This is a genomic window from Salinicola halimionae, assembly GCF_003206065.1.
GTDB classification, from domain to species: Bacteria; Pseudomonadota; Gammaproteobacteria; order Pseudomonadales; family Halomonadaceae; genus Salinicola; species Salinicola halimionae.
The window spans coordinates 21528-45122 of the sequence record NZ_PZJQ01000005.1 but is presented as its reverse complement, the minus strand read 5'-3'; the positions used below and the strand labels follow the sequence as shown (position 1 = coordinate 45122).

The 23595-nt window shown below is 60.3% G+C and carries 12 protein-coding genes and 1 tRNA gene; 4 read left to right on the top strand and 9 right to left on the bottom strand.

Features of this window, described 5'->3' with window-relative positions:
• Positions 1-9: 9 nt before the first annotated feature.
• From egtB to DOM27_RS13075, 4 genes are all read right to left on the bottom strand, one after another.
• Positions 10-1323 (bottom strand): ergothioneine biosynthesis protein EgtB, encoded by a 1314-nt coding sequence (gene egtB / locus DOM27_RS13090; protein ID WP_188113727.1) that lies wholly within the window; start codon positions 1321-1323, stop codon positions 10-12.
• Positions 1324-2629: 1306 nt separating this feature from the next.
• Positions 2630-2705, bottom strand: a tRNA-Thr gene (locus DOM27_RS13085).
• Positions 2706-2813: 108 nt separating this feature from the next.
• A complete protein-coding gene (locus tag DOM27_RS13080) occupies positions 2814-4325 on the bottom strand; it encodes an efflux transporter outer membrane subunit (RefSeq protein WP_110656510.1) in 1512 nt (503 codons plus the stop codon).
• Positions 4326-4399: 74 nt separating this feature from the next.
• On the bottom strand, positions 4400-5509 hold the full coding sequence (locus DOM27_RS13075; protein ID WP_110656509.1) for an AI-2E family transporter: 1110 nt from the start codon (positions 5507-5509) through the stop codon (positions 4400-4402).
• Between the two features lie 424 nt (positions 5510-5933).
• On the opposite strand from DOM27_RS13075, the gene DOM27_RS17910 reads away from it, so the two are divergent.
• From DOM27_RS17910 to DOM27_RS13065, 3 genes are all read left to right on the top strand, one after another.
• Complete coding sequence (locus tag DOM27_RS17910) at positions 5934-6185, top strand: hypothetical protein (protein ID WP_157956769.1); 252 nt, start codon at positions 5934-5936, stop codon at positions 6183-6185.
• Between the two features lie 311 nt (positions 6186-6496).
• Positions 6497-6973: a hypothetical protein gene (locus DOM27_RS13070; RefSeq protein WP_110656508.1), complete on the top strand. Its 477-nt coding sequence runs from the start codon at positions 6497-6499 to the stop codon at positions 6971-6973.
• A 542-nt stretch (positions 6974-7515) separates the two neighbouring features.
• The gene (locus tag DOM27_RS13065) at positions 7516-16371 is read left to right on the top strand and encodes a GH36-type glycosyl hydrolase domain-containing protein (protein ID WP_245392721.1); all 8856 of its coding nucleotides are present in this window, start codon (positions 7516-7518) and stop codon (positions 16369-16371) included.
• A 100-nt stretch (positions 16372-16471) separates the two neighbouring features.
• Here the strand turns inward: DOM27_RS13065 and DOM27_RS13060 are convergent, their stop codons facing one another.
• The 4 genes from DOM27_RS13060 to DOM27_RS13045 all read right to left on the bottom strand — a co-directional run bounded on the left by DOM27_RS13060 (position 16472) and on the right by DOM27_RS13045 (position 20786).
• Entirely contained in the window at positions 16472-18172 is a 1701-nt protein-coding gene (locus DOM27_RS13060; protein WP_110656507.1) for a methyl-accepting chemotaxis protein, read from the bottom strand.
• Between the two features lie 594 nt (positions 18173-18766).
• On the bottom strand, positions 18767-19528 hold the full coding sequence (locus DOM27_RS13055; protein WP_110656506.1) for a cytochrome c oxidase assembly protein: 762 nt from the start codon (positions 19526-19528) through the stop codon (positions 18767-18769).
• Positions 19525-20004 (bottom strand): DUF2243 domain-containing protein, encoded by a 480-nt coding sequence (locus DOM27_RS13050; protein WP_110656505.1) that lies wholly within the window; start codon positions 20002-20004, stop codon positions 19525-19527. The genes DOM27_RS13055 and DOM27_RS13050 overlap by 4 nt, the downstream gene beginning before the upstream one ends.
• Before the next feature lie 353 nt (positions 20005-20357).
• The gene (locus tag DOM27_RS13045) at positions 20358-20786 is read right to left on the bottom strand and encodes an Rrf2 family transcriptional regulator (protein ID WP_110656504.1); all 429 of its coding nucleotides are present in this window, start codon (positions 20784-20786) and stop codon (positions 20358-20360) included.
• 101 nt (positions 20787-20887) lie between these two features.
• Between DOM27_RS13045 and hmpA the strand changes: the two genes are divergently transcribed.
• Positions 20888-22105, top strand: coding sequence for an NO-inducible flavohemoprotein (gene hmpA / locus DOM27_RS13040; protein ID WP_110656503.1), 1218 nt, complete (start codon positions 20888-20890; stop codon positions 22103-22105).
• Positions 22106-22276: 171 nt separating this feature from the next.
• Here hmpA and DOM27_RS13035 read toward each other — a convergent pair whose 3' ends face one another.
• Positions 22277-23590, bottom strand: coding sequence for an arsenic transporter (locus DOM27_RS13035; RefSeq protein ID WP_110656502.1), 1314 nt, complete (start codon positions 23588-23590; stop codon positions 22277-22279).
• Positions 23591-23595: the final 5 nt, after the last annotated feature.

The window sequence follows — 23595 nt, the reverse complement described above, 5'->3', positions numbered from 1 at the left end:
CTACGCCCCCTATTCTGACGTTGGGATGTGCCTGGCCAGGCGGAAACCGGAAAAAGCCCAACGGGCGTGCGGGGGAAAGAAGTTTCGATAAGTGGGACGGATATGGTCTTCCGGCGTTGCGCAACAGCCACCACGAAGAACCATCTGCCCGGACATGAACTTGCCGTTGTACTCGCCCAAGCTCCCCGGCAACTTCTTGAACCCTGGATAAGGCCGATAGGCGCTGCCGGTCCATTCCCAGACATCACCGAACATCTGTCCCGGCACGTCCTTGGTCGCTGCAGCGGCAACCGGCTGCAGATGGTCCCGCTCGAAGAAATTGCCTTGCATGGGTACGTTACCAGCTACCGTTTCCCACTCGGCTTCGGTCGGCAGCCGGGCCCCGACCCACTGGGCATAGGCGTCGGCTTCATAGAAGCTGACGTGACAGACTGGCGCATTCAAGTCGACCGGCACCAGCCCGCCCAGCGTAAAGTGATGCCAGACGCCATCTCGTTCGACCCAATAGAGCGGTGACTTCCACGCCTCTGCCTTGACCGTGGCCCAGCCGTCCGCCAGCCAGTAATCGGGCTTGTCGTATCCTCCCGCCTGCATGAACGCGAGAAACTCGCCATTGGTCACCGGGCGATCGGCGATCTGAAAGGCTTCCACGAACTGACGGTGTCGCCCCATCTCGTTGTCGTAGGCAAAACCCTTATCGGCTTTGTCATGACCCATCAGCCGAACCCCGGCGGGAAAGCCATGCCAACGGAGCTCGCCGGTCTCGTGTGCTGGCGCAGCCACCAGGTCGTCTCGGTAGACGGGGCCGAGCGGGTTCTGAGCCAGAATATGCTTGATATCCATGAACAACAGCTCCTGGTGCTGCTGCTCGTGGGGTAGACCCAATTCGACACGCCGGAGGATTTCCTCGGCATGGGCTTGCGGGGGTTCCTCGAGGAGTTCCTGCATGGCCTGGTCGATGTGAGCCCGGTAGCGATAGACGTCATCGACGGTAGGCCGTGAAATCATTCCGCGGTCGGAGCGCGGAAACGGCACGCCATGCGTCTCGTAATAAGAGTTAAACAGGTAGTCGTATGAGGGATCTAGGGTCTGATAAGTGGGGTGAAAAGGTTTCAGGATAAAGGCTTCGAAGAACCAGCTGACATGGGCGAGATGCCACTTGGGCGGGCTGACGTCAGGCATACTCTGTACTAGATAGTCTTCCTTATGCAGCGGCGCACAGATCGCTTCAGTGGCAGCTCGAACACGTTGATAGCGACGCAACCATTCCTTGGCATGGAACGTGTCGGATGTTTCCTTCATCACTTCTAGACCCAATGGCATGCGGATTCCCTCCCAGGACTGCTCCATCGATTTCTGCCAGGCAAAAGCTCGGTAATGACCTTCGCGGCTTTCGTGCGATGGCCAACGGCTCTTGAACGATAGCCCCGGAAGCAGAGAACGTCATCCTGGCGATGCTGCACCGGTCAAAACGACGACAGGCGATATTGGCGGTTATAGCGAACGCCAGCCAAGGCGAACCCGCCCGAGTATCGAAGACCAGCTTCGCCATGGCTATCTGCCTTCTCGGAAGGTCGGTCATCACCTGATGATCAACGCCGCTTTCCTTCAATGTGAATGCCTCGCCGATGAGGAATGATCATGAATCGGCAATCGCTTAAAATTTTCTGGAAAAAGATTGACCCCAAGCCTTAATATTTCCGTAATTTTTCCGATACACTTGGTTACAGACAGCGTATCTTCGGCGCTCGCCCAAATTTCCAGTTCTGGTTGCTTCCCTGCGGCCGCTTCAACCCGGTATGGCAAACGCTCCCGTTGAACGTTTCTCATAACCGGGTTTCTTTTTGCCCCTGCCCCTTAAGCGATATTGTCAGCTCTCGACTTCAGGGAGTAGTATCGGCTCGTGCATCGGATAAGATGGGACAGTTCCCTCTGCTTGATCAAAGATCGAACGAGGTATCTCATCAGTCGGCACACCAATATAGCGACCATGAACAGCGCTATATAACGATAAGCGTCCTACGTACCCTGTACGACGCAACCCCGACCCGCGTCGGCGTTCGGCTCAATGAGCTGTACACCGAACGCGGGTTTTTATTGTTAATTGCATCTTGCGCTTACTTTTTATTCGCTTTCATGTAGAGAAATCCAAGTTTAAATTCGCCTTTGGTCGAAGTCCTCGACTGCCTTTGTAAATTTTTATGACAAAGGTACAAATTCGTTTGCCGTCGTGACTCTCAGTAGCGACAATCGCTGTACTAGGCTATATTTGCTTTTTCTAATCAACACGGCCTCCATCGCGTTCATGGTCGCCTTCCTTAGAAAGCGATCTTTTCCGGCCCTTAAGTCAGCCATCCTCCCGATGACGCTTATTGGGCCGTTTTTTTCCCCGATGTTTTCGCCTACCGTGTGCACCTTGGTTCATGGTGCCTTCGCCTGGCCGTCTTTCTCGATCCCGCAAGCGTCGCCGCCTACACGCACCTTGGTTGGCACCGAAGCGCCAAAGGCGACACAACGTTACAGATGGCACCCCGATTCGCGAGTTGACACCTTGTTGACATTTAAACGAAAAAACCGCTAAGAGCGGCATGGGAGAAATTCTTAACTGATTGATGAGGCGGGAAAAGTCTGGTGCCGGTAAGTGGACTCGAACCACCGACCTACGCATTACGAATGCGTTGCTCTGCCAGCTGAGCTATACCGGCCAGGCGACACCTATGATAATCATCAACGCCTGCACGGACAACTGCAACGATAGCCGCAAATCGTCGTAAAACAGGCGGTTGGCGACGATGTCTAAGCGACGATCCAGGTCATTTCGCAGAGGTCGCGTTGGGATCCGGGGCGAAGACGAACCCACCCCTGTCGTGCGGAACGCTGGCATCCAGCGCAAGGCCGCCGCCCAGCGCCTGGACGAGCTGCACCGAGCGGTCGAGCCGCTGCGAGTCGAGCTGGGTCAGGCTCTGTTCGGCCGATAACAGTTGCTGCTCGCTGCTCAGCACGTCCAGATAATCGACCAGCCCGGCGCGGTAGCGCTCCTCGGCCAGGCCATAGGCCGAGCGCGCGTTTTCAAGCGCCTCCTGTTGGCTTTCGCGTTGTCGCTCCAGAGACTCCAGCGTGGTGATGTCGTCCGCCACTTCGCCCAATGACGAGACGATGGTTCGGTTGTATTGCGCCACGGCCAGATCGTAATCGGCATCGGTGCTATCCAGGTTGGCGCGGAGTCGGCCGCCTTCGAAGATCGGCAACGAGATCGCCGGAGAGACGCTGCCGGATTTCGCCGCCTCGCTGAAGAAGTAGTCACCCAGAACCGAACGGAACCCCGCCATCGCCGAGAGATTGATGTTGGGGTAGAACTGCGCCTTGGCTGCCTTGATGCTCTGGGAGGCGGCCTCGACCCGCCAGCGCGCGGCGACGACATCCGGCCGATGACCGATCAGTTCGGCGGGGATTACGCTGGGCAGAGCGGCGATGGCGGGCGAAAGCGCCGTGGGCCGAGGAATCGACTCGCCGCGGTCCGGCCCCTTGCCGAGCAGAATGGCCAGAGAGATTCGCTCGCTGCGGATCGTCTGCTGCGCCGACTCCAGCGATTGGCGGGCACTGGCACCAGTCACCTGCGACTGCAGGCTCTGGGACTGGTTACGGATGCCGGCCTGCAGCAGCTCGTCGTTGATATCGTTGATGCGCTGCGCGCGATCCAGCTGGCGCTGCGCCACGTCACGCATTGCGTAGGCGTTGGCCAGGCTGACGTAAGCCCGCGCCACGTTGACCGATAGCGTCAGCCCTGCCGCGCGATATTCGATCTGCTGGGCACGCGCTTCGCCCAGCGCGGCCTCCCAGGCGGCGCGGCTGCCGCCCCAGAGATCGAGGTCGTAGTCGAACGAGACCAGCAGCGACCGCGAAGTAGAGTAGAAATTGCCCTGCCCACGCGGATCCTCCACCTTCGAGATTCGCGACCGCGACACCTCGGCGGAGGCGTCGACGCTGGGTAGCGCCCCGGCTCTGGCCGAGGCGATGGCGGCGTTGGCCGAATGCAGCCGCGCCTGGGCGATGGCAATATCCGGCGAATCGCTCAGCGCCTCCCCTACCAGGCGGTCCAATTCGGGATCGCCCAGCCGCTTCCACCAATCGATATCAGGCCAGGCCGCTGGCGACACCAGCGAACGCCCGATGACCTCGGTGACGCTTAGTTGACTAATGGGGGTCAACGTCTGCTGCGGTTCGAGACCGGCGTAGTTGGCGCACCCCGTCATCGTGAAAACGACAAGCAAGAGGGCACCGATCCGGCCAATCGCGCCACGCGCAGGGGAAAGTGAGTCTGGCATCGGTATCCTGGTGAATAACAGCCGGGCAATTGATTAGCATCATAATAATTAACCTGAGAGTCTATCTGCCTGAGCTAGCGATTTTGCCGCTGCCCGGGTATCTCGGCCGTTCCCGTGGTCTGTTCCAGATTCTCGGCTTCGGCCTCCTGCTCCTGGCGATACAGCGACCAGGCAACGATGAACAACGCCGCAATCAGCGGGCCGAGCACGAAGCCATTGATGCCCATCAGTGTCATTCCGCCGACCGTCGAGATCAGCACCACGTAATCAGGCAGTTTGGTTTCCTTGCCGACCAGCGGCGGGCGCAGGAAATTATCGACGAGCCCGATGACCACGACCCCGACAAAGATCAATATCGCACCCTTGACGTAGGCCCCGGTGATCAGCAGATACGCTGCTACCGGGACCCAGACGATAGCAGAACCGATCGCCGGCAATAGCGACAGGAAAGCCATCATCACACCCCATAGCAGCGCCGCTTCGATCCCCAGCGCCCAGAAGGCGACACCGCCGATCACCCCCTGCACGATGGCGATGATCACGTTGCCTTTGACGGTGGCGCGAACTACCGCCGTGAACTTGTCGATTAGCTTGTAGGTGTACTCGTCGCTCAGGGGAATGGTGATGCGAATCTGCTGGCCGAGTGAGCGCCCGTCCCGGAACAGGAAAAACAGCAGATAGAGCATGATACCGGTGCTGATCAGAAACTGGAGAGTGTTCTGCCCGATGCTCAGCATGTGCGTGGCAATCAACTGGCTCCCCTGCTCGAGCGCGGAAGCCAGGCGGTTGCTGATATCGGACAAACTGCCGAAACCGGCATCGCCCAACCAGTCCTGGACCGAAGCCGGCAGCGAACTCTGAAACTGCTGAACGTATTGATTGAAATCGATATCACCGCTTCCCACGCGCTGATAGACGCTGGCACCTTCACGCACCATGGCACCGAAAATCAGCGATATCGGGAGAATGACGATGAACACGCACGCCATCACACTGATGAGCGCAGCCCAATTGCGCCGCCCCTTGAGCCGGTATTCCAGCCGGCGCTGCATGGGCTGGAACAGAATGGCCAGGATCACGGCCCAGAGTACGGCCCCGTAGAATGGCAGTAGCAGCCATACAAACGCGATGGAGACTAGCGTCAGCAGTAAGATGAACGCCTTGTGCTGGCTCAGAGAATTCATGGAAATTCCGAATTGAAGTGTCGTGCCCCACAGCATAGCGGTCTGCGAGTAAAACCGTTGACTGGAGAATGCAAGGCGTGGCGGATAACCGACCTCAAGTAAGCGTAGAGGATGATATTTCAGAGAATCCTGGAAAAACTTCTTTCATCCCGTCCCAACCGATTCAGCCACTTACTACACACGATTTAACATGGGATAACTGGACGAAAAACTCCATGCCGTACAAGCCTTGTACAGCACTGAATGCTGTGCCAGCATGCAGTTGTAGGATTCGAAAAGTCTCGTAGGGCCGACAAGGATCGTCAGGCCAGTCGGAACCGGCAAGGATGCCGGAAAGCGGGCAGGGATGCTCAGCGGGGCACGGCAAGGATTGCCAACATTTCGATCGGCCACAAGGCCGGTCTGCAGCCAAGGAGGGCTGACAATGAAAGATTCAATTTCATGCACACGTTGTGGTAATGCTCAATTCATCTCATTGGAAGCCCACTCTGAGTGGGATGAAATCAGCTGTACCGAATGCGGAGAGTTTCTCGATACCATCGGTCACTGGGCAGATTCTCAAGCACCCAGTTATTCGGTGCAGATCCTAAATCAGTGCCGCAGCCTGACGCTACAGATGGCGCGCGAGAACCGTCCGCTCAATAATCATCACTCTAATTTGAGGGTGACCGCGTGATCAAAGTGACGCTGGACCTTACCTGCTCGGTTTGTGGTCACCAGCAATTTCACCTGCCGATGAATGCACAAGAGGGAGCCAATGTCAGCTGTGCCAACTGCAGTGCCTTCAAGTGCAAGACACTGGATCTAGAGAGGGCCTTGAGTGCGATACACCCATTCTCGCCCCACGTTCATCCTGCTGCCGCCTGATCAAACAGAAATAGTTCGAAGACCGCCTGATACCAGGCGGTCTTTTCGTAGTGAACGACTATTCTGTCATTTGAACCGGCTGGGTTAGCGCGGGGGATATCAGGAGCTAAGAGGCTACATATGATTGAGATCGCGCAATTGAAAGAGCACATCAAGGATGAAGTGCTCCTTTGTCAGGAGCGTCTGGCAAATTTCAAACAGGCCTTGAAGGCGGGTGAGGCAAATTTGCGTGCTCTACAGAGCCATATCGAGGAATGGGTCAACGCTCTCGATATCGATGACATCGAGATTCATCATGCCGAAGCCAACCATACGCTCGAAAAGTATGATGAAACGTTCGAAATCACGCTCCAGGTTCTGACGATTACCTTCGGTAGCTGCAAGCTTCACGTCGAGCCGGAGGAGCAATACCTCCACGGTAATCGGATCCTGATGTATGCCTCTTCCGACGAGGATGACATCAAGGAGATCATCGAGTCCGAGGGCAAGTATTACTTTACCGATCTGCAATTCGGCCAGAAACGCGACCTGTCTAAGTACACCGAGCTCGACGAAACCGTATTCTACAAATTGCTGTACGCGTGGCTCCGCTCCTGAGCGAATGTCGGTGTCGCACTGAGGCCGACAAACTCTTTACTGACAAGCTTTCAAAAAAAAGCCCCGACGGTATCGGGGCCAAGTATGTTCCGCAGGAAACGAAACTGCAGCTAGTCTATCTTTGGCAAGGCTCGGCAAAGGCCCGACGAGGCGCTTTTTTGCCTGCAATTCGTTAGCGCTGGCGCTTCACACCTCCTGAATTCTGCCGTTTCGCTCTCTATCGGGCGCCGTCGGGTATCCCGCTAACCCGGGCACGCGCTACTCACTACGATTTCCCGCCTCCGTACCTATCAGGCATTCGCTAATTCGCTGCCCTGCGCTCATACTCAAGCCAACGATCTGCTCGGGCCTCGCCAGACGCGTACCGAACATCACGGGTCGGCCAACACATCCCGCGATTCCCCACCTCGTAGAATGCCGTGACGGTCGTTCATGGCTCTCTTCACCTCGACACTCGACGAACTTTCGAGTGGCACCGCCTATCGCCAGCGGGCGTGATTCGTTTTTGACCATGGCATGGAGTTACCGCCTCGGCGCGAGAATTGATTTCACTCGCTCGGCGGCAGGAGATCACCAATGCATCGACGCGTCAGGTCACCGATCATCCGTTATCGTCGTTCACAGGGGGGTGTCAATTGAACGTCTGGTGGCGGCGCGACGCCAGCGCCAATCCACCGCCCCCATGGAACGCCAAGGCACCGGTTCGCGAAGAGATGTTCGGGCCCGAACGGCTCGAGCAACATGCACAGAGCCTCGCGCTGGCGCAGCCGATCACCGACGACCCGCCCGATGTCTTACCTCTGCATCAACGACTGCACGACGACACGGTGGCACTGGGCATCGCCTATCGCAGCATGGCCAACGACGTCGCCCATCGCCGCAGCATCGTACCCGCAGCGGAGTGGCTGCTCGATCACTATCACCATGTCGAAAAGCATGTCAGCGACATCGATGAAGATTTGCCTCCGGGCTACTACCGCCAGTTGCCGAAGCTCGCCGATGGCCCTTTTGCCGGCTATCCGCGGGTCTTCGGGCTGACCTGGGCCTATGTCGCCCATACCGACAGCCACTTCGATCCGATCACATTGAGCCGCTTCATCAATGCCTATCAGCGTGTCGAACCGTTGACCATTGGCGAGCTGTGGGCGATTGCGATCAGCTTGCGACTCGTGCTGGTGGAGAATCTGCGACGGCTTACCGATCAGATCGTGCATGCACGTGACGCTCGCGAAGAAGCCGATACCCTGTGCGAGCGCCTGCTGCGCCCCGGTGCCGACAGCAGTCCTCTGATCCCTTACGCCAACCTCGATGTTGCCGACCCGTTTGTCGCGCATTTCTACGCGCAGTTGGCCAAGCGCCTGCGGGATCAGGATCCCGGCAAGGTTCCGGCACTTGCGTGGCTCGAAAAGGAGCTCGCCCGCCAGGAGATGTCGATCACGGCAGTGGTCCACAACGCCCATCAACGTCAGGGCGCCTCCAACGTCAGCGTGCGCAACGCTATCACCAGCCTGCGTCATATCGCCGATTTCGACTGGGCGACTCAAGTCGAGCAAGTCAGTCTGGTCGATCAGCAGCTGCGTGCCAAGAGCCGCTTCGCGGAGATGGATTTTGCCACCCGCGATCGCTACCGCAACGCCATCGAACAACTGGCCCGCGGGTCCCGCCGAGGCGAGTTGTTCGTGACCGAGCAAGCGCTGACCGCCGCTCAGGCAGAGCCCCCGGCGGATTGTTCCTCTGCCGAGATAGAGCGGCGTTCCGATCCGGGTTATTACTTGATTGCCGACGGACGCCGCGAGCTGGAACGAGCGCTCGGCTTCCGCCCGCCAATGGACCTGCGGGTTCGTCGCATCGTATTGACGCTGGGCCTGGCCGGTTATGCCTGCGCAACGAGCCTGATCACCTTGGTGCTGATGGGACTGGCCATCTGGGCGCTGACCGCGGCCGCGCTGCCGTTCGTCTGGCAATTGCCTTGGCTGCTGCTGATTTTTCTACCCGCCTACGAGGTTGCGACGGCCTTGGCGAACCGCGCATTGGGAGAAGGTGTCGGCGGCGAGGCGTTGCCCGGGATGGCGCTCGAAGATGGCGTCCCCTCATCGCTGAAAACATTGGTGGCGATACCGGCCATGCTGACCGAAGCGGTCGCCTTGCGCGAGCTGATCGAGCGCCTGGAAGTGCACTACCTTTCCGGCAACGCTGGCGCCCTGACTTTTGCCCTGCTGTTGGACGGCCGCGACGCCGATACCGCCGAGCTCGCCAGTGATGACATTCTGCTCGCCATCGCCAACGATGCCATGGCACGGCTCAATCAACGTCATGGCCCTGGCGCTGACGGTCCGCGCTTTCTGCTGCTCTACCGCCATCGAATCTACAACTCCAGCGAGGGTTGCTGGATGGGCTGGGAACGCAAACGCGGCAAGTTGACCGAGCTCAATCGTTTGCTGCGTGGTTCCGACGATACATCCTATGTGACCGTCGATGGGGGTACGCCATGGGTGCCGCCCGGCGTGCGCTATGTCGTGACGCTGGACAGCGATACCCGCCTGCCGCGTGACACGATCGCCAGACTGGTAGGAAAGATGGCCCATCCGCTCAACCAGCCCGTGTTCGGTGCCAATGATCGGGTCATCCGAGGACATGCCATCCTCCAGCCCCGCGTGACGCCCTCGCTCCCCATCGGCCGTCAGGGCTCACGCTATCAGCGCCTGTTTTCCGCCCCCGGCGGCATGGATGTCTACACGGCCGCGGTATCGGATCTCTACCAGGACCTGTTCGGTGAAGGTTCCTTTGCGGGCAAGGGCATCTACGCGGTGGACACCTACGAGCGCTCGCTGATCGGTCGAATCCCCGAGAATAGCCTGCTCAGCCATGACCTGCTGGAGGGCATCTTCGCGCGCGCCGGACTGGCTTCCGATGTCGAAGTCGTCGAGGCGTACCCGGAACGCTACGATGTCGCCGCCAGACGCCAGCACCGCTGGACACGCGGGGACTGGCAGCTGTTGCCCTGGTTCTGGGGACGACGCGCCGATCGTCAGGCGCTGACGGCCGTCGGCTGCTGGAAGATTGCCGACAATCTGCGCCGTTCGCTGTTGGCACCGACCCTGTTCGGCTCGCTCATGCTCTGCGCGTGGCTCCCGACGCCAGCGGCGTTGACGGCCATGGCCCTGACGCTGGCGTGCCTGATCATTCCCGCGTTGATTCCGGTCGTTTTTGCCCTGAAGCCGCACCGCCGTGACGGCAACTGGCGTCACCACTGGAGAACGCTTGGCCGGGATCTGCGTACCGAAATGGGACGTTGTCTACTGAGCCTCACGCTGCTGGCGGATCAGGCCTGGCAGATGGTGGACGCCATCGTGCGCACGCTCTTTCGCGTCTACGTTTCTCACCGCCATCTGCTGGAGTGGACGACAGCCTCGCAGCTGGCTGGCAACGAGCGTCTGGGTGTGGCTGGCTTCGGTCGTGAGATGGCCGGCGGCACCTTGCTGAGCCTGGCGCTGGCGCTGATTCTGGCGGTCATCGAACCACCGGCGTGGCCGATTGCGCTACCGCTGTTGGTACTGTGGCTGGTGGCGCCGTTGATCGCGCTCTGGACCAGTCGTGCGCCGACCGACACCACCGACAATCTACGTCTGGCACCGCCGGAAGCACAGGCCCTGCGCCGTATCGCGCGCCGCACCTGGCAGTTCTTCGATACCTTCGTGACCCCGGCCTCTCACGCGTTGCCACCGGACAACTTCCAGCTCGACCCCAAACCGGTCATCGCCCAGCGCACCTCGCCGACCAACATCGGCCTCTATCTGCTGGCCTGCATCGCCGCACGGGATTTCGCCTGGATCGGCACCCATCGCGCGGTGGAGCGACTGGAAGCCACACTGGTCACGCTGCTGGAAATGGAGCGCTGCAAGGGCCATTTCTACAACTGGTACGATACCCGGAATCTCGCTCCGCTCGAGCCTCTCTACGTGTCCACGGTGGACAGCGGCAATCTGGCCGGTCACCTGATCACGCTGGCCAAAGCCTGCGAAGCCTGGATCGCCCATCCCCACGTGCTCGACCCCCGCGAGGGCCTGAACGATACGCTGCTGCTGTGTCGTGAAGATATCGCCGCCACCGAGTTGCTGGATACCAAGACCCGAACGGCGCTGCTGGACGAGCTCGATGCTCTCACGACCCAGCTCGAAACGACGTCTTACGGCATCGAATACTGTGACGTCCTGCGTCAAGCGATCGACACCTGTCAGCGCCTGCTGGAACCGCAATCGAATGCCACGCCAGCGGTCGATTCCGCTACCGGGGAGGTTTCCCCACAGCGCTGGATGCTTATCCTGCAGCACTGCCTCGACGAGCATCGCCATGACGCCGAGAACACCGCGCCGCTTTCCGGCGTCGGCAACGACAGTGACGAAGACGTATCGAACGGGAGCGACACTGTGACCCGGACAACCCTGGAGCAACGGTTGCATCATCTGTCGGACGAGGCCCGTCGACTGGCCCTGGAGATGGACTTCCACTTTCTGCTGGTGCCGGAACGCAAGCTGATGTCGATCGGTTACTCCCCTCGGGAGGACCAGGTCGACGAAGGCTGTTACGACCTGCTCGCCTCCGAGGCTCGCCTGGCGAGTCTGCTGGCGATCGCCAAGGGTGATCTGCCCACTCGCCACTGGTTCCGGCTCGGCCGGGCGGTGACGCCATTGAAAGACGGTGTTGCGCTGATCTCCTGGTCGGGATCGATGTTCGAATACCTGATGCCCTCCCTGGTCATGCGTGCCCCTTTCGGCAGCCTGCTCGAGCAGACCAACCGGCTGGTCGTAGCCAGTCAGCGTCTTTACGCCAAGCGTCTCGATGTTCCCTGGGGCATTTCAGAATCCGCCTACAATGCCCGGGATATCAATTTCACCTATCAGTATTCCAACTTCGGAGTCCCGGAACTGGGTCTCAAGCGCGGACTCGGCGACAACCTCGTCATCGCGCCCTATGCCACGGCGCTGGCCACCATGGTCGCGCCCCGGGCGGCGCTGGAAAACTTTGCCCGCCTGAGATCGATGGAGGCCGAAGGTCATTTCGGGTTCTTCGAGGCGATCGACTTCACCCCCACGCGGCTGCCCGTCGATCAGACCTTCGTCATTGTGCGCAACGTCATGGCTCACCATCAGGGCATGACCATCGTGGCCATCGCCAATAGCCTGCTGGAGGGGCGACTGCGCGGCCACTTCCACAGTGAGCCGATGATCCAGGCCAGCGAGCTACTGCTGCAGGAGCGCCTGCCGCGAGAAGTCGCGACACTGCCCTCCCCCAACGATGCCGATCATGCCGCGCCATCGAGTGCCGTCGCGGCGGCCGCAGCGGTGCGGCGGATCGAGGGGGAACCCACGTCACCGCCGGTCACGCATCTGCTGTCCAATAGCCGCTACAACGTGATGCTGACCACGGCCGGCGCCGGTTTCAGCCGCTGGCAACGCCAGGCGATAACGCGCTGGCGCGAAGACGCCACCCGCGACGAGTGGGGCAGTTTCATCCTCCTTCGCGATCGCCATAGCAACGCCTGCTGGTCCGCTGGCGCGTATCCGAACGGCAAGCCGGCCGATTCCCGGGAAGTGGTCTTCGCCGAGGATCACGCTCGGTTCACACGCCGCGACGGCGATCTCACCACCGTGCTCGAGGTGCTGGTCTCTGGCGAGGACGACGGCGAGGTTCGCCGTCTCTCGGTGACCAACGGCGGCCGCCAGGCGGTGACGGTCGAGGTCACCTCCTATGCCGAAGTCGTGCTCACCCAGACGGCCACCGACGATGCCCATCCGGCCTTCGCCAAGCTGTTCGTCGAGACAGGCTTCGTCGCCGACTACACCGCCTTGACGGCGACTCGGCGTCGGCGGGATACCCAGGAACTCCCCATCTGGGCTGCACACTTCGCGCTGGTGAAAGGAGAATGTGTCGGTGAGCCGCAATATGAAACGGATCGCGCACGCTTCCTGGGCCGGGGTCGTCAGCTAGGCAACGCCATCGCGCTTGGCGGCCAACCGCTGTCGAACACGACTGGCGTGGTGCTGGATCCCATTTTCTCGCTGCGTTACGTCCTGCAGATTGCCCCCGGGCACGTCTCCCATATCGACTTCTGGACCGTGGTTGCCGAGAGCCGCGAGACGTTGCTGGCTTTGATCGACAAGCATCACGACACCAGTGCCTTCGAACGTGCTCGAACCCTCGCCTGGACCCAGGCTCAGGTCCAGTTACGCCATCTCGACATCGATCTCGAGGAAGCCGCCGATTTTCAGCGCCTGGCAGCGCCGATCCTATACAGTGACGCCCGATTCCGGCCGTCATCGGATGCGCTGAAACGCGGGCTGTCGATACAGTCCAATCTCTGGCCGATGGGTATTTCCGGAGACCTGCCGATCGTCCTGCTGCGTCTCGGGGATCTTGAGGAGATCGCCTGGCTGAAGACGATGCTGCGCGCCCATGAATATTGGCGCGCCAAGGGCCTCGGCGTCGATCTGGTCATCATCAATGACCGTGCTCACTCCTACCTTCAGGGCTTGCAGGATGCGATCGAGACGGCCGTTCGCTCCAATCGCCCCCCTGCGCATGTCGATGGCAACCTCGCGCTGGGCTCGGTCTATACCTTGCGTGCCAACCAGTTGAGTCTCGCCAGCCACGAACTGCTACTGGCCGTGGCTCGCGTGGTGTTGACGGCACGTAAGGGCGCGCTACCTGCTCAACTCGACGTCCTGCTGGCACTGCCCTCTCCCCGTCGCCACGGTGGGGTGTCCGACAAGTCGAATTCCCCCAAGCCCGAGGCTATCGGTCGCGACGCTATCGATCACACCCCTGTCGATCGCGACCCTATCGAACACGAGCCCGTCATGATCGATGGCGGGGCCGACGCCCTGGCGTTTTCTCGTCGGCCGGTCGTGGCGCCCTCCAGCCGGCGCCCGCTGGGGGATCTGACGTTCTTCAATGGCACTGGAGGTTTCGATCATGACGGCCGCGAATATGTCTGCGTGCTCGACAATGGCGACACCACGCCTCAGCCCTGGATCAACGTGATTGCCAACGCGGGCTTCGGATTTCAGGTCTCGGCAGAGGGCGGCGGCTACACCTGGGCGGACAACAGCCGCGAGAATCAGTTGACGCCGTGGTCCAATGACCCGGTCAGCGATCTGCCCGGGGAAGTGCTCTACGTGCAGGATGCCGACAGCGGTGCTCTGACCACCGTCACCGCTCGCCCCTGTCGTACCCGCCCGGGCCATCAGGCCCGCCACGTGACGCGACACGGTTTTGGCTATACCCGCTTCGAACACGACACACCGCAGCTGTCCATGGTGCTGTTGCAGTACGTCCCATTGAACGATTCCATCAAGATCTCGCGACTGACGCTGGAAAATCGCACCGCGACGTCTCGCCGACTGGTGGTGACCGCCTACACTGCCTGGGTGATGGGCACTTCTCGGGCCAAGACCGCGCCTTACCTGGTATCTCAGCACGACGCGGCCACCGGGGCCTTATTGATGCGCAACCCCTGGAATCAGGCATTTCCGGGGCGGGTAGGATTCGTTGACCTGGACGGTCGTCAGAGCAACTGGACCGCCGATCGGCGCGAGTTTCTCGGCCGGGGCTCGCTGGCTGCTCCCGAGGCGTTGACCGACATGCGCCCGCTGACCGCCAGCCAAGGAGCAGGCTACGATCCGTGCACCGTGCAGCAGTGCACGCTGACGCTTGCCCCCGGCGAGTCAATCGAGGTCGTTTCGTTCATGGGCCAGGCCAACAACGAAGAGGGAGCTCGCGAACTGATCGAACGCTATCGGCGTACCGATCTCGATGCCAAGCTGAGCGAGGTCGAAGCCTACTGGCAGACACTGCATGGCACGCTTCAGGTCAACACGCCGGATCCGGCCATGGACCTGATGCTCAACGGCTGGCTACTGTATCAGACACTGGCCTGCCGAATCGTGGCGCGGTCGGCGTTCTATCAGGCCAGTGGCGCTTACGGCTTTCGCGATCAGTTGCAGGATGGCATGGCGCTCACCTTCGCCATGCCAGCACTGGCGCGGCATCACCTGCTGCGCGCCGCGGGTCGCCAGTTCGTCGAAGGCGATGTGCAGCACTGGTGGCTACCCCACTCCGGCCAGGGCGTTCGTACCCGAATCTCCGACGACCGGGTGTGGCTCGTCTTCGCCACCGCCACCTATATCAAGGCGACGGACGACATCGACGTTTTGAATGAACGCGTCGGTTTCCTGGAAGGCCCTCCGCTTGCCCCCGAGAGTCATGATGATTTCGCCCAGCCGATGATGGCCGACGAGACGGCTTCACTGTTCGAGCATTGCGCCCGCGCTCTGGACCAGGCGCTCGAAAATGTTGGCGAACACGGCCTGCCGCTGATCGGTACTGGTGACTGGAATGATGGTTTCAACCGTATCGGCGAGGCAGGTCGCGGCGAGAGCGTGTGGCTGGGGTGGCTGCTACTGCGTACGCTGATGCTATTCGCGCCACTGGCCGAAGCGCGCCAAGTACCGGAAGAACGTGCAAACGCCGAACGCTGGCTAGCGCGCGCCGAGACGCTGCGTCTGGCATTGGAGAACGAGGCGTGGGATGGCGAGTGGTATCGCCGCGCGACCTTCGACGATGGACAGTGGCTGGGTACCCGCGACAACGACGCCTGCCGTATCGATGCCATTGCCCAGTCCTGGGCGGTGCTGTCGGAAGGCGCCGCCCCAGAGCGCGCCGCGCAGGCCATGGCCTCGGTGGAGCGATATTTGATCCATCCGGAAGAGAAGCTGTCGTTGCTGTTCACGCCGGCTTTTGACCATACCACGCTGGAACCCGGCTATATCAAAGGTTATCCGCCGGGGCTGCGAGAAAACGGCGGCCAATACACCCACGCCGCGATGTGGTCGATTCTGGCCTTCACCAAATTGGGCCAAGCGGATAAAGCCTACGCGCTTTTCTCTCTACTCAACCCGATCAACCATGCCCTGACGCCGGAGGCGGTCGCGCGTTATCGCGTCGAGCCGTACGTGATCGCGGCCGACGTCTACTCCGAACCGCCTCACGTCGGCCGCGGCGGATGGACCTGGTATACCGGATCCGCCGGCTGGATGTATCAGGCTGGCGTCGGTGGGATCCTGGGGATTCGTCGGGAGGGCCGCCAGCTGATTGTCTCGCCGTGCATACCCGACGCCTGGCCAGGCTTCTCGGCCACCGTCAATCTCGAGGGCAGCGCCTGCCTGATCCGGGTAGAACGGGCCTCGGATGATCAACCTGTCGGCGCGACGCTCGACGGCGAGCGGCTGGAAGCCAGCGAAGCGCGGCTGACGCTGGACGGCCAGCCTCACGTGCTGATTATCCATCTCGCCGAAAGCGTAACCGATCAGGCATCGCGCCCTGTATCGGCCGCGGGTTGATCTTCAGAGGCGTGATGCTAGCGATATCCCGACCCTACCTTGCAGCCAATGCCCTGAGGGGTTCCGTCTCTGATCCTGGAAGTGGCATCTTCCCAAGGCTTCAGAACGAACTCCACTCCTCGACCGTTTCCTCTCGGGCAGACGACTTGAGGGCCGGCCGCTGTAGCGATGCAGGTCGACTCGCACCTGGGTTGGCCGTGGCCGCCGATGGCGTTGAAACGGCCGAGGCAATTCGGGTGGCATCGGTGGCAGTAGCGGCGCCTTTGAAGAACGAAACTTCTTTCAACAGACCTGCGGCCTGGCTTTGCAGAGAACGACCGGCGGCGCTGGATTCTTCCACCAGGCTCGCATTCTGCTGGGTCACGCCATCCATTTGAGAGACTGCAGTGTTGACCTGATCGATGCCTTGGGATTGCTCGCGGCTAGCCACCGCGATTTCTCCGACCAGCGTGGTCACCCGCTCGACCCCGTCAACGATCTCCTCCAGTGCTTGACCGGCTCGGTTGACCAGTTCGGTGCCGGTATCCACCTGACCGATGCTCTCTTCCACCAGCTTCTTGATCTCCTTGGCGGCATCGGCGCTGCGCCCGGCGAGATTACGCACCTCGCTGGCCACCACGGCGAAGCCGCGACCTTGCTCACCGGCGCGCGCCGCTTCCACCGAGGCATTCAGCGCCAGCAAGTTGGTCTGGAAGGCAATCTGATCGATCAACCCCACGATACCGGCAATCTTGCGACTCGAAGCGTTGATACCTTCCATCGCCTTGACTGCCTGCCCCGCCACTTCTCCTCCGGCGTTGGCCCGCAGGCTGACATCATGCACAAGCTTATCGGCTTCGGCGGCGTTTTCCGCATTCTGGCGCACGGTCGAGGTGATCTCGTCCATCGACGCTGCAGTCTGTTCGAGGCTGGCCGCCTGTTCCTGGGTTCGACGACTGAGATCATCGGTTCCGTGCGCGATCTCATCCGCCGCTGTGCTGACCGATTCGGCGTTATCGCGCACGTTCATGACGACTCGGGAAAACTGGACTTCCATGGCCTGAAGCGAGCGCAACATCACGCCGAACTCATCCTTGCAGGTAATATTGATCGTGTTGTTGAGGTTCCCATCGGCCATGGCATTGGCGAACGCCTGCGCCTTCCCCAGCGGCGTCATGATGCCGCGGATCAGCCATAGCGCTACCAATACCCCGATGACCAGTGATCCGAACATGATCCCGACAACGACATTGCGACTCCATTCGTATTCGCTGACAGCGCCCTCGAATGCCTCGGCCGCCTGCACGCTGTTGCGCTCGATCAGTTGCTGGATAGCACCGAGTGCCGCCGGATACTGTTGGCGCAGCGTGGTCGTTGCGATGGTCCGAGCCTGGTCGAAGTCATTGCCGATCATCGCCGTGTTGAGCTCGGCAATGGTAGCCCGCAAGTTGGCCAACGCCGGGATAAAGGCATCCGCCATCTCGCGCTCCTGTGGGCCGCCCAGACGTTGTGGGTAGTAGTCGCTCCACGCGGCATCGATCAACGCGTCGTTATCCGCGATCTCCTGTCGCGTCGCGCGGGCGGACTCCGGATTGCGATCCCGTTGCTCCGCGGTGATCTTGACTCGGTTGCTGAGCAGAGCTCGGTCGATTTGGCTGAGATCCTTCAGAGTCAGCACATTCCCTTCATAGGTCCTTTCAAGAGCGGCTTTGGTGTCGCTTAGACAATACAACCCGACGCCTCCGACGATGAACAGCATGGCAATACAGATGCCCAGGCTCGCAGCCAGGCGGAGTTTCACGCTTCGATTCAATAGCAGCATGGCAAAAGCCCCGATAGTTGCCCTTGGCTCTGGCCTCAGGGCGAGTGGAACTGGTCTCGGCAAGCGGGAAGTTCTCCGATGGGAGAATTCGCTCCATGCCGCGAGACGTTCTATCGGCAGGCGTATAGAAAAACTTAACTTTATTTAGATCGCGCTACGTACAATTTCTCGCCCTGGTCACGAGGCACTCTTATCCAATTTAGCGGAAAAATATCTTGAAAATCCTTTTATATCAATATATTAAAATAATCAACCACCACCTTTCCCATGACAAATGATCCATGCCGGCAGGCAGTTTTCAAATCGAGGTCGGTATGAATTTACTCGTACTTTTGCCCTACATAAAAAAATCTTTGTACAAGTTTTCGACAGGAACTCACGCCTTGGGCAAGCCGAGCGATCGAGCAGACAGCAGAACTCGATGGGAAAGCCGTCAAGCCAAAAACCGCGAGCCTACGGCGTTGGTTTGGAAGCCCGGGTAAAATAACTCCGCCGAGTTTCAGCGGCGGTGGCGTATTGCTTCGATTGGCATTGAGCTTGTCCATTGCCTCGCGAATCTCTCGCTCGCGTTTCGCTGGATTCTCGAGCCTAAAGTCACCGAGCGTCGGACGCGACCGACGCCGTTAGCGCGTCGCGATAGCGCAAGCGCAGCCACTGGCGTGCCAACAGATAGACCAGCAGGGCTTCCGGCAGCTCGCCAGCGTAGAGCATGAGCTCGGCGCCCTGGCGCACCTGTTCGAGAGGAACCGAGGCCGGAAAGTGAAACTGGACCATCCACTTGGAAAGCATCGCGTGCACCGCCATCGATACCACCAGCACTCCGAAGCGCCATTCGAGGGTCGGCCGTTGCGGAGCCGGGTCCGGTCCTGCGATCGCCCAGTTGAACAGGCATCCCGCGATGATGAAATGCCAGTGCAGCCACAGGGCGAACCCAAACGAGTGAAGCATGACGGCGTACAGGTCCGTCAGGTAGAGCGCCATCATGCCGCCGATATTCAATACCGCGGCCGTGATCGGATGACTCAATATCCGAATGGGCAGTGACGACACGAATCCGACCCAGCGCCTCCCCCAGCGGGCAGGCACGTTCCTCAACGCCAGCGTTACCGGCGCCGCCATTACCAGCCCTAGCGGGGCGATCATCCCGGCAACGAGATGCATCACCATATGGCCGCGAAAATCCCCATGCGCCCACTGCATCAGCGGCGGTGACAGCACGATGGCGAGCGCGAGCGCGCTCCCCCAGAAAAGGATGAGTCGCCAGCGAGGCCAGTGCCGCCCGCGTCTCTCCAGACGCCACCAGCCCCAGCCATAGAGACCCGCCAGCAGCCCGAAGATCAGCGTGAACCCGTTCATCGTTGACTCATCGCCTCGCCACGCCGGGCGCGACGCAACAGCCAGTAGCCGATGATCAGCAGCAACAGACCGGCGGCGTTCCAGCCGAGATCGTAGGCCAGAAGATTGTCGACGTAGCGCACCTGATGAAGCCCCAGGATCTTGTGGTCGACAATGCCATCGAACAGCTGGAAGCCCCCCATCCCGAGCAAAAAACCGGCCCCACGATAGCCGGCTGCGTGCCGCCCGGTTTCGTGCAGACGCAGCATCAGGGCAGCACCGAAGACCAGCAGAACCAGTTCCAGTGTATGCAGTAGCCCGTCCGAGGCGAGCGCCAGGGCCGAATTGTCGGTCTCCACGAAATGGTGCCAGGCTAGCACCTGGTGAAAGATGATCTCGTCGAGCGCCGCCATCACGCCGATACCCAATAGAGTCGCCGCGAGCAGCGTCGCCCCGACACGGGTCCGAACCCGATCCTGCCTCTCGCTGTCGTTCATGCCGACCTCCCTTTTCCCTGCACCGTCGGTAAACCCGTCGTTCCCCGCTTCGGGCAAGCGGGAGCGCTCACCACTAGCCACGGCTTACCAGAATCCATTATCCTTCGAACCCGACGAAAAAAACCCGACCGCTAGGGCCGGGTTTAGATCGTTGCGTTTCCTTGCATATACGCCATGGCTTCCTGCCATGCATCCCTGTGAATATCGCTTCCTGCGATACCTTCCTTGGCACTGCGTCTTCCTGACGCTGTACAACCACCTTACGCCCCAAAAACGCCTATGAAGTTTAAATGAGTTAAGTATCGCCGAGAGATATGTGTCGAGATGTAAACACTCAGGTCGAACGCGAGAGCTCATTTCAACAGCAGCAACCTCAACTCTTCCCGGTTTTCGATCAGGTCGGCCAGGACGTAACCGTCGAGAACCTCGAGGAAAGCGTGCTGCGCTTTGTACAACACGCCTTTCAACCGGCAGCCCGGCTCGATGGGGCAGGTCGAGTTCGGGCCGAAACATTCGAGCAGCTCCAGGTTCTCGGTCTGGCGCACGAGTCCGCCGATGTTGATCACCTCCGCGGGTCGTTGCAGTCGCAGCCCACCGCCTCGCCCCCGCAGACTCGCGACATACCCCAACTGCACCAGCGTCTGGGCGACCTTCGCCAGGTGATGATTCGAAATAGCGTAGTGGTTTGCCGCCGCCTGCACCGTTGCCGGCATCTCATCGTGTCTGATCGCAAGATAGATCAGCAGTCTGAGCGAATAGTCGGTATGCGTCGTCAGTTTCATGATCGCTTGACACTGAAAATTTGGTAGATAATACTCTTATTTAAATAGGTATATAAAATACCTATTAAATGTCTATTCTCTTTTGAAGGAGCCGACCGCCCATGATCACTGCTGCCCAGATCGAACTCGTCAAACACACTGTTCCGGTGCTACAGCAACACGGCGAAACACTGACTCGCCATTTCTACGCGCGGATGTTCGAGCACAACCCCGAGGTCAAGCGCTACTTCAACCCCGCGCATCAGCACTCCGGCACCCAACAGCGCGCACTGGCCGGCGCGATCCTGGCTTATGCCCAGCATCTCGATGATCCCGCGGCGCTGAACGACGCCATCGAGGTCATCGCCCAGAAGCACGCCTCGCTGACTATCCAGCCGGAACACTATCCGATCGTCGGCGAGAACCTGCTGGCATCGATCAAGGAAGTGCTGGGGAATGCCGCTACGGACGAGCTCATCGACGCCTGGGCGGCAGCCTATGAAGAGCTTGCCAAGGTATTCATTGCTCGCGAGCAGGTGATCTACGACCAGCAGCGCAAACACCAGGGCTGGACGGGATTCAAACCATTTACCATCGTCGGGTGCCAACCAGAGAGCGAGAACGTCACGTCCTGGTATCTGGCCCCCGTGGACGGTAAGCCGTTGCCCAGACACCAGCCGGGACAGTATGTCTCCTTGCGTCTGCATGATGCCGAAGGCAACACGGCCATGCGCAACTACAGCCTCTCCAATGCGCCGGGCGAAGCCGCCTATCGCATCAGTGTCAAACGCGAGGACGGTATCGACGGCAATCCGGACGGCGATGTTTCACATCGGATTCATGGCACGCTTGGCATGGGCAGCCAGATCGAACTGACACCGCCGTGTGGTAACTTCAGACTCGAACTACCGACGGCCGAAGCCCAACTACTGGTGTTCATCGCCGGAGGCGTCGGCGTCACGCCGCTGATTTCCATGGCCCATGCTGCGCTCGAAGCCTCCGCCTCGCGTCCGATCATCTTCATCCAGTGCGCCAGACATGCAGGCGTCCGCCCTTTTGCCGCGGAACTCGACGCGCTTGCTTGTGAATACGCCAATTTCACGCTTCATGTCCGCCTCGACGAACCCGGGCATGAAACGCAGAATAACGCCGATGTAAAACGCGGAAAGATCACCGCAGGCGAGATGGAAGCCTGGATCGGCAAACGCAATGCCACCTACTATTTTTGTGGGCCGCTCCCCATGATGCGGCAGATCGATCAACTGCTGGAGGCGAGCGGCATCCCCGCTCATGAGCGACGCTACGAGTGTTTCGGGCCGCTGCAGCCGTTGGCCGCCTGACCCGATCGGCATCCATCGTCAACTGCCAGCCAACTGCCGATAGAGCCGGACATCGCCCCGCGTCATGCGCTTGGTCGTGAAGCACAATGATGTCGACCTCGCGCTCGAAACCACCGAACAGGTGGGATCCGGTTGTCACATTGGCCACATGCCCTGACGCTAATCCAGGAGTCAGTGAGAGGAAGGCAGTGCCGGCAACCACAACACCAGCGCCACCAGCGTTGCCAATAGCACCGGCGGGGTGATCAGCAGGCCGATCTTCATGTACTGACCCCAGCCGATCCTGTAGCCCTTGCCGGCCAACACATGCAGCCACAAGAGCGTCGCGAGACTGCCGATCGGGGTGAATTTCGGCCCTAGGTCATTGCCGATCACGTTGGCATAGACCATCAGTTCCTGCGTTACCGGCGGCACCTGTGCCTGATCGATCGCCAGCGCCCCAACCAGCGTCGAGGGCAGATTGTTCATTATTGATGCGACGATGGCGGAGAGAAAGCCGGTGCCGATCGTGGCGACGAAATCGCCCTGTTCCGCCAGCCACTGCAGCGCCTTGGCGCCGTAGTTCGTCAGACCGGCGTTGCCCAACCCGTAGACCACCAGATACATACCGATCGAGAACAGCACGATCTGCCAAGGCGCGCCCTTCAGCGCGGCCGTCACCGACACGGCCGCGCCACTCCCGCCGCGCCACCAGCGCCCGGCGATCGCCATCAACAGAATTGCCGCCGTCCCCGTCACGAAAGCGATGGGAATGCCCAGCGGCGCGGTGACGAAATAAGCGACGAGCAGCACCGCGAGCAGCGGGAACGCCGCGCGGAATATCAGCGAATCCTTGATCGCAGAACGCGGCGCATCGAGCACTTCGACCGAATAGAGCTTGGGAATCCGGCGACCGAACGCGATCCAGAGCACGGCCAGCGTCGCGACCAGCGATACCAGATTGACCGGAACCATGACCGCGGCATAGCGATCGAAGCCGATATCGAAGTAGTTGGCACTGACGATATTGACCAGATTGGAGATGATCAGCGGCAGGCTGGTGGTGTCGGCGACGAATCCGGTGGCGACGATGAAGACCAGCGCCGCCGGTGGCGAGAAATTCAGGCGCAGCAAGATGGCGATCACGATCGGCGTCAGCAGCAGCGCCGCCCCATCGTTGGCGAAGAACGCCGCGATGACCGCACCCAGTACCACGACCATCGGGAACAGCAGATGCCCCCTGCCGTTGCCCCAACGCGCGACGTGCAGAGCCGCCCAGGCGAAGAAGCCCGCCTCGTCCAGAATCAGCGAGATGATGATCAGCGCGACGAAGGTCAACGTGGCATCCCAGACGATGTTCCACACTATCCCGACATCCGTCCAGTGAACCACGCCCACGAGTAGCGCTACCAGCGCGCCGCCCAGCGCACTCCAACCGATCCCCAGACCCTTGGGCTGCCAGATCACCAGAACCAGGGTGATGACGAAAATAGCCAGTGCCAGCATCGAAT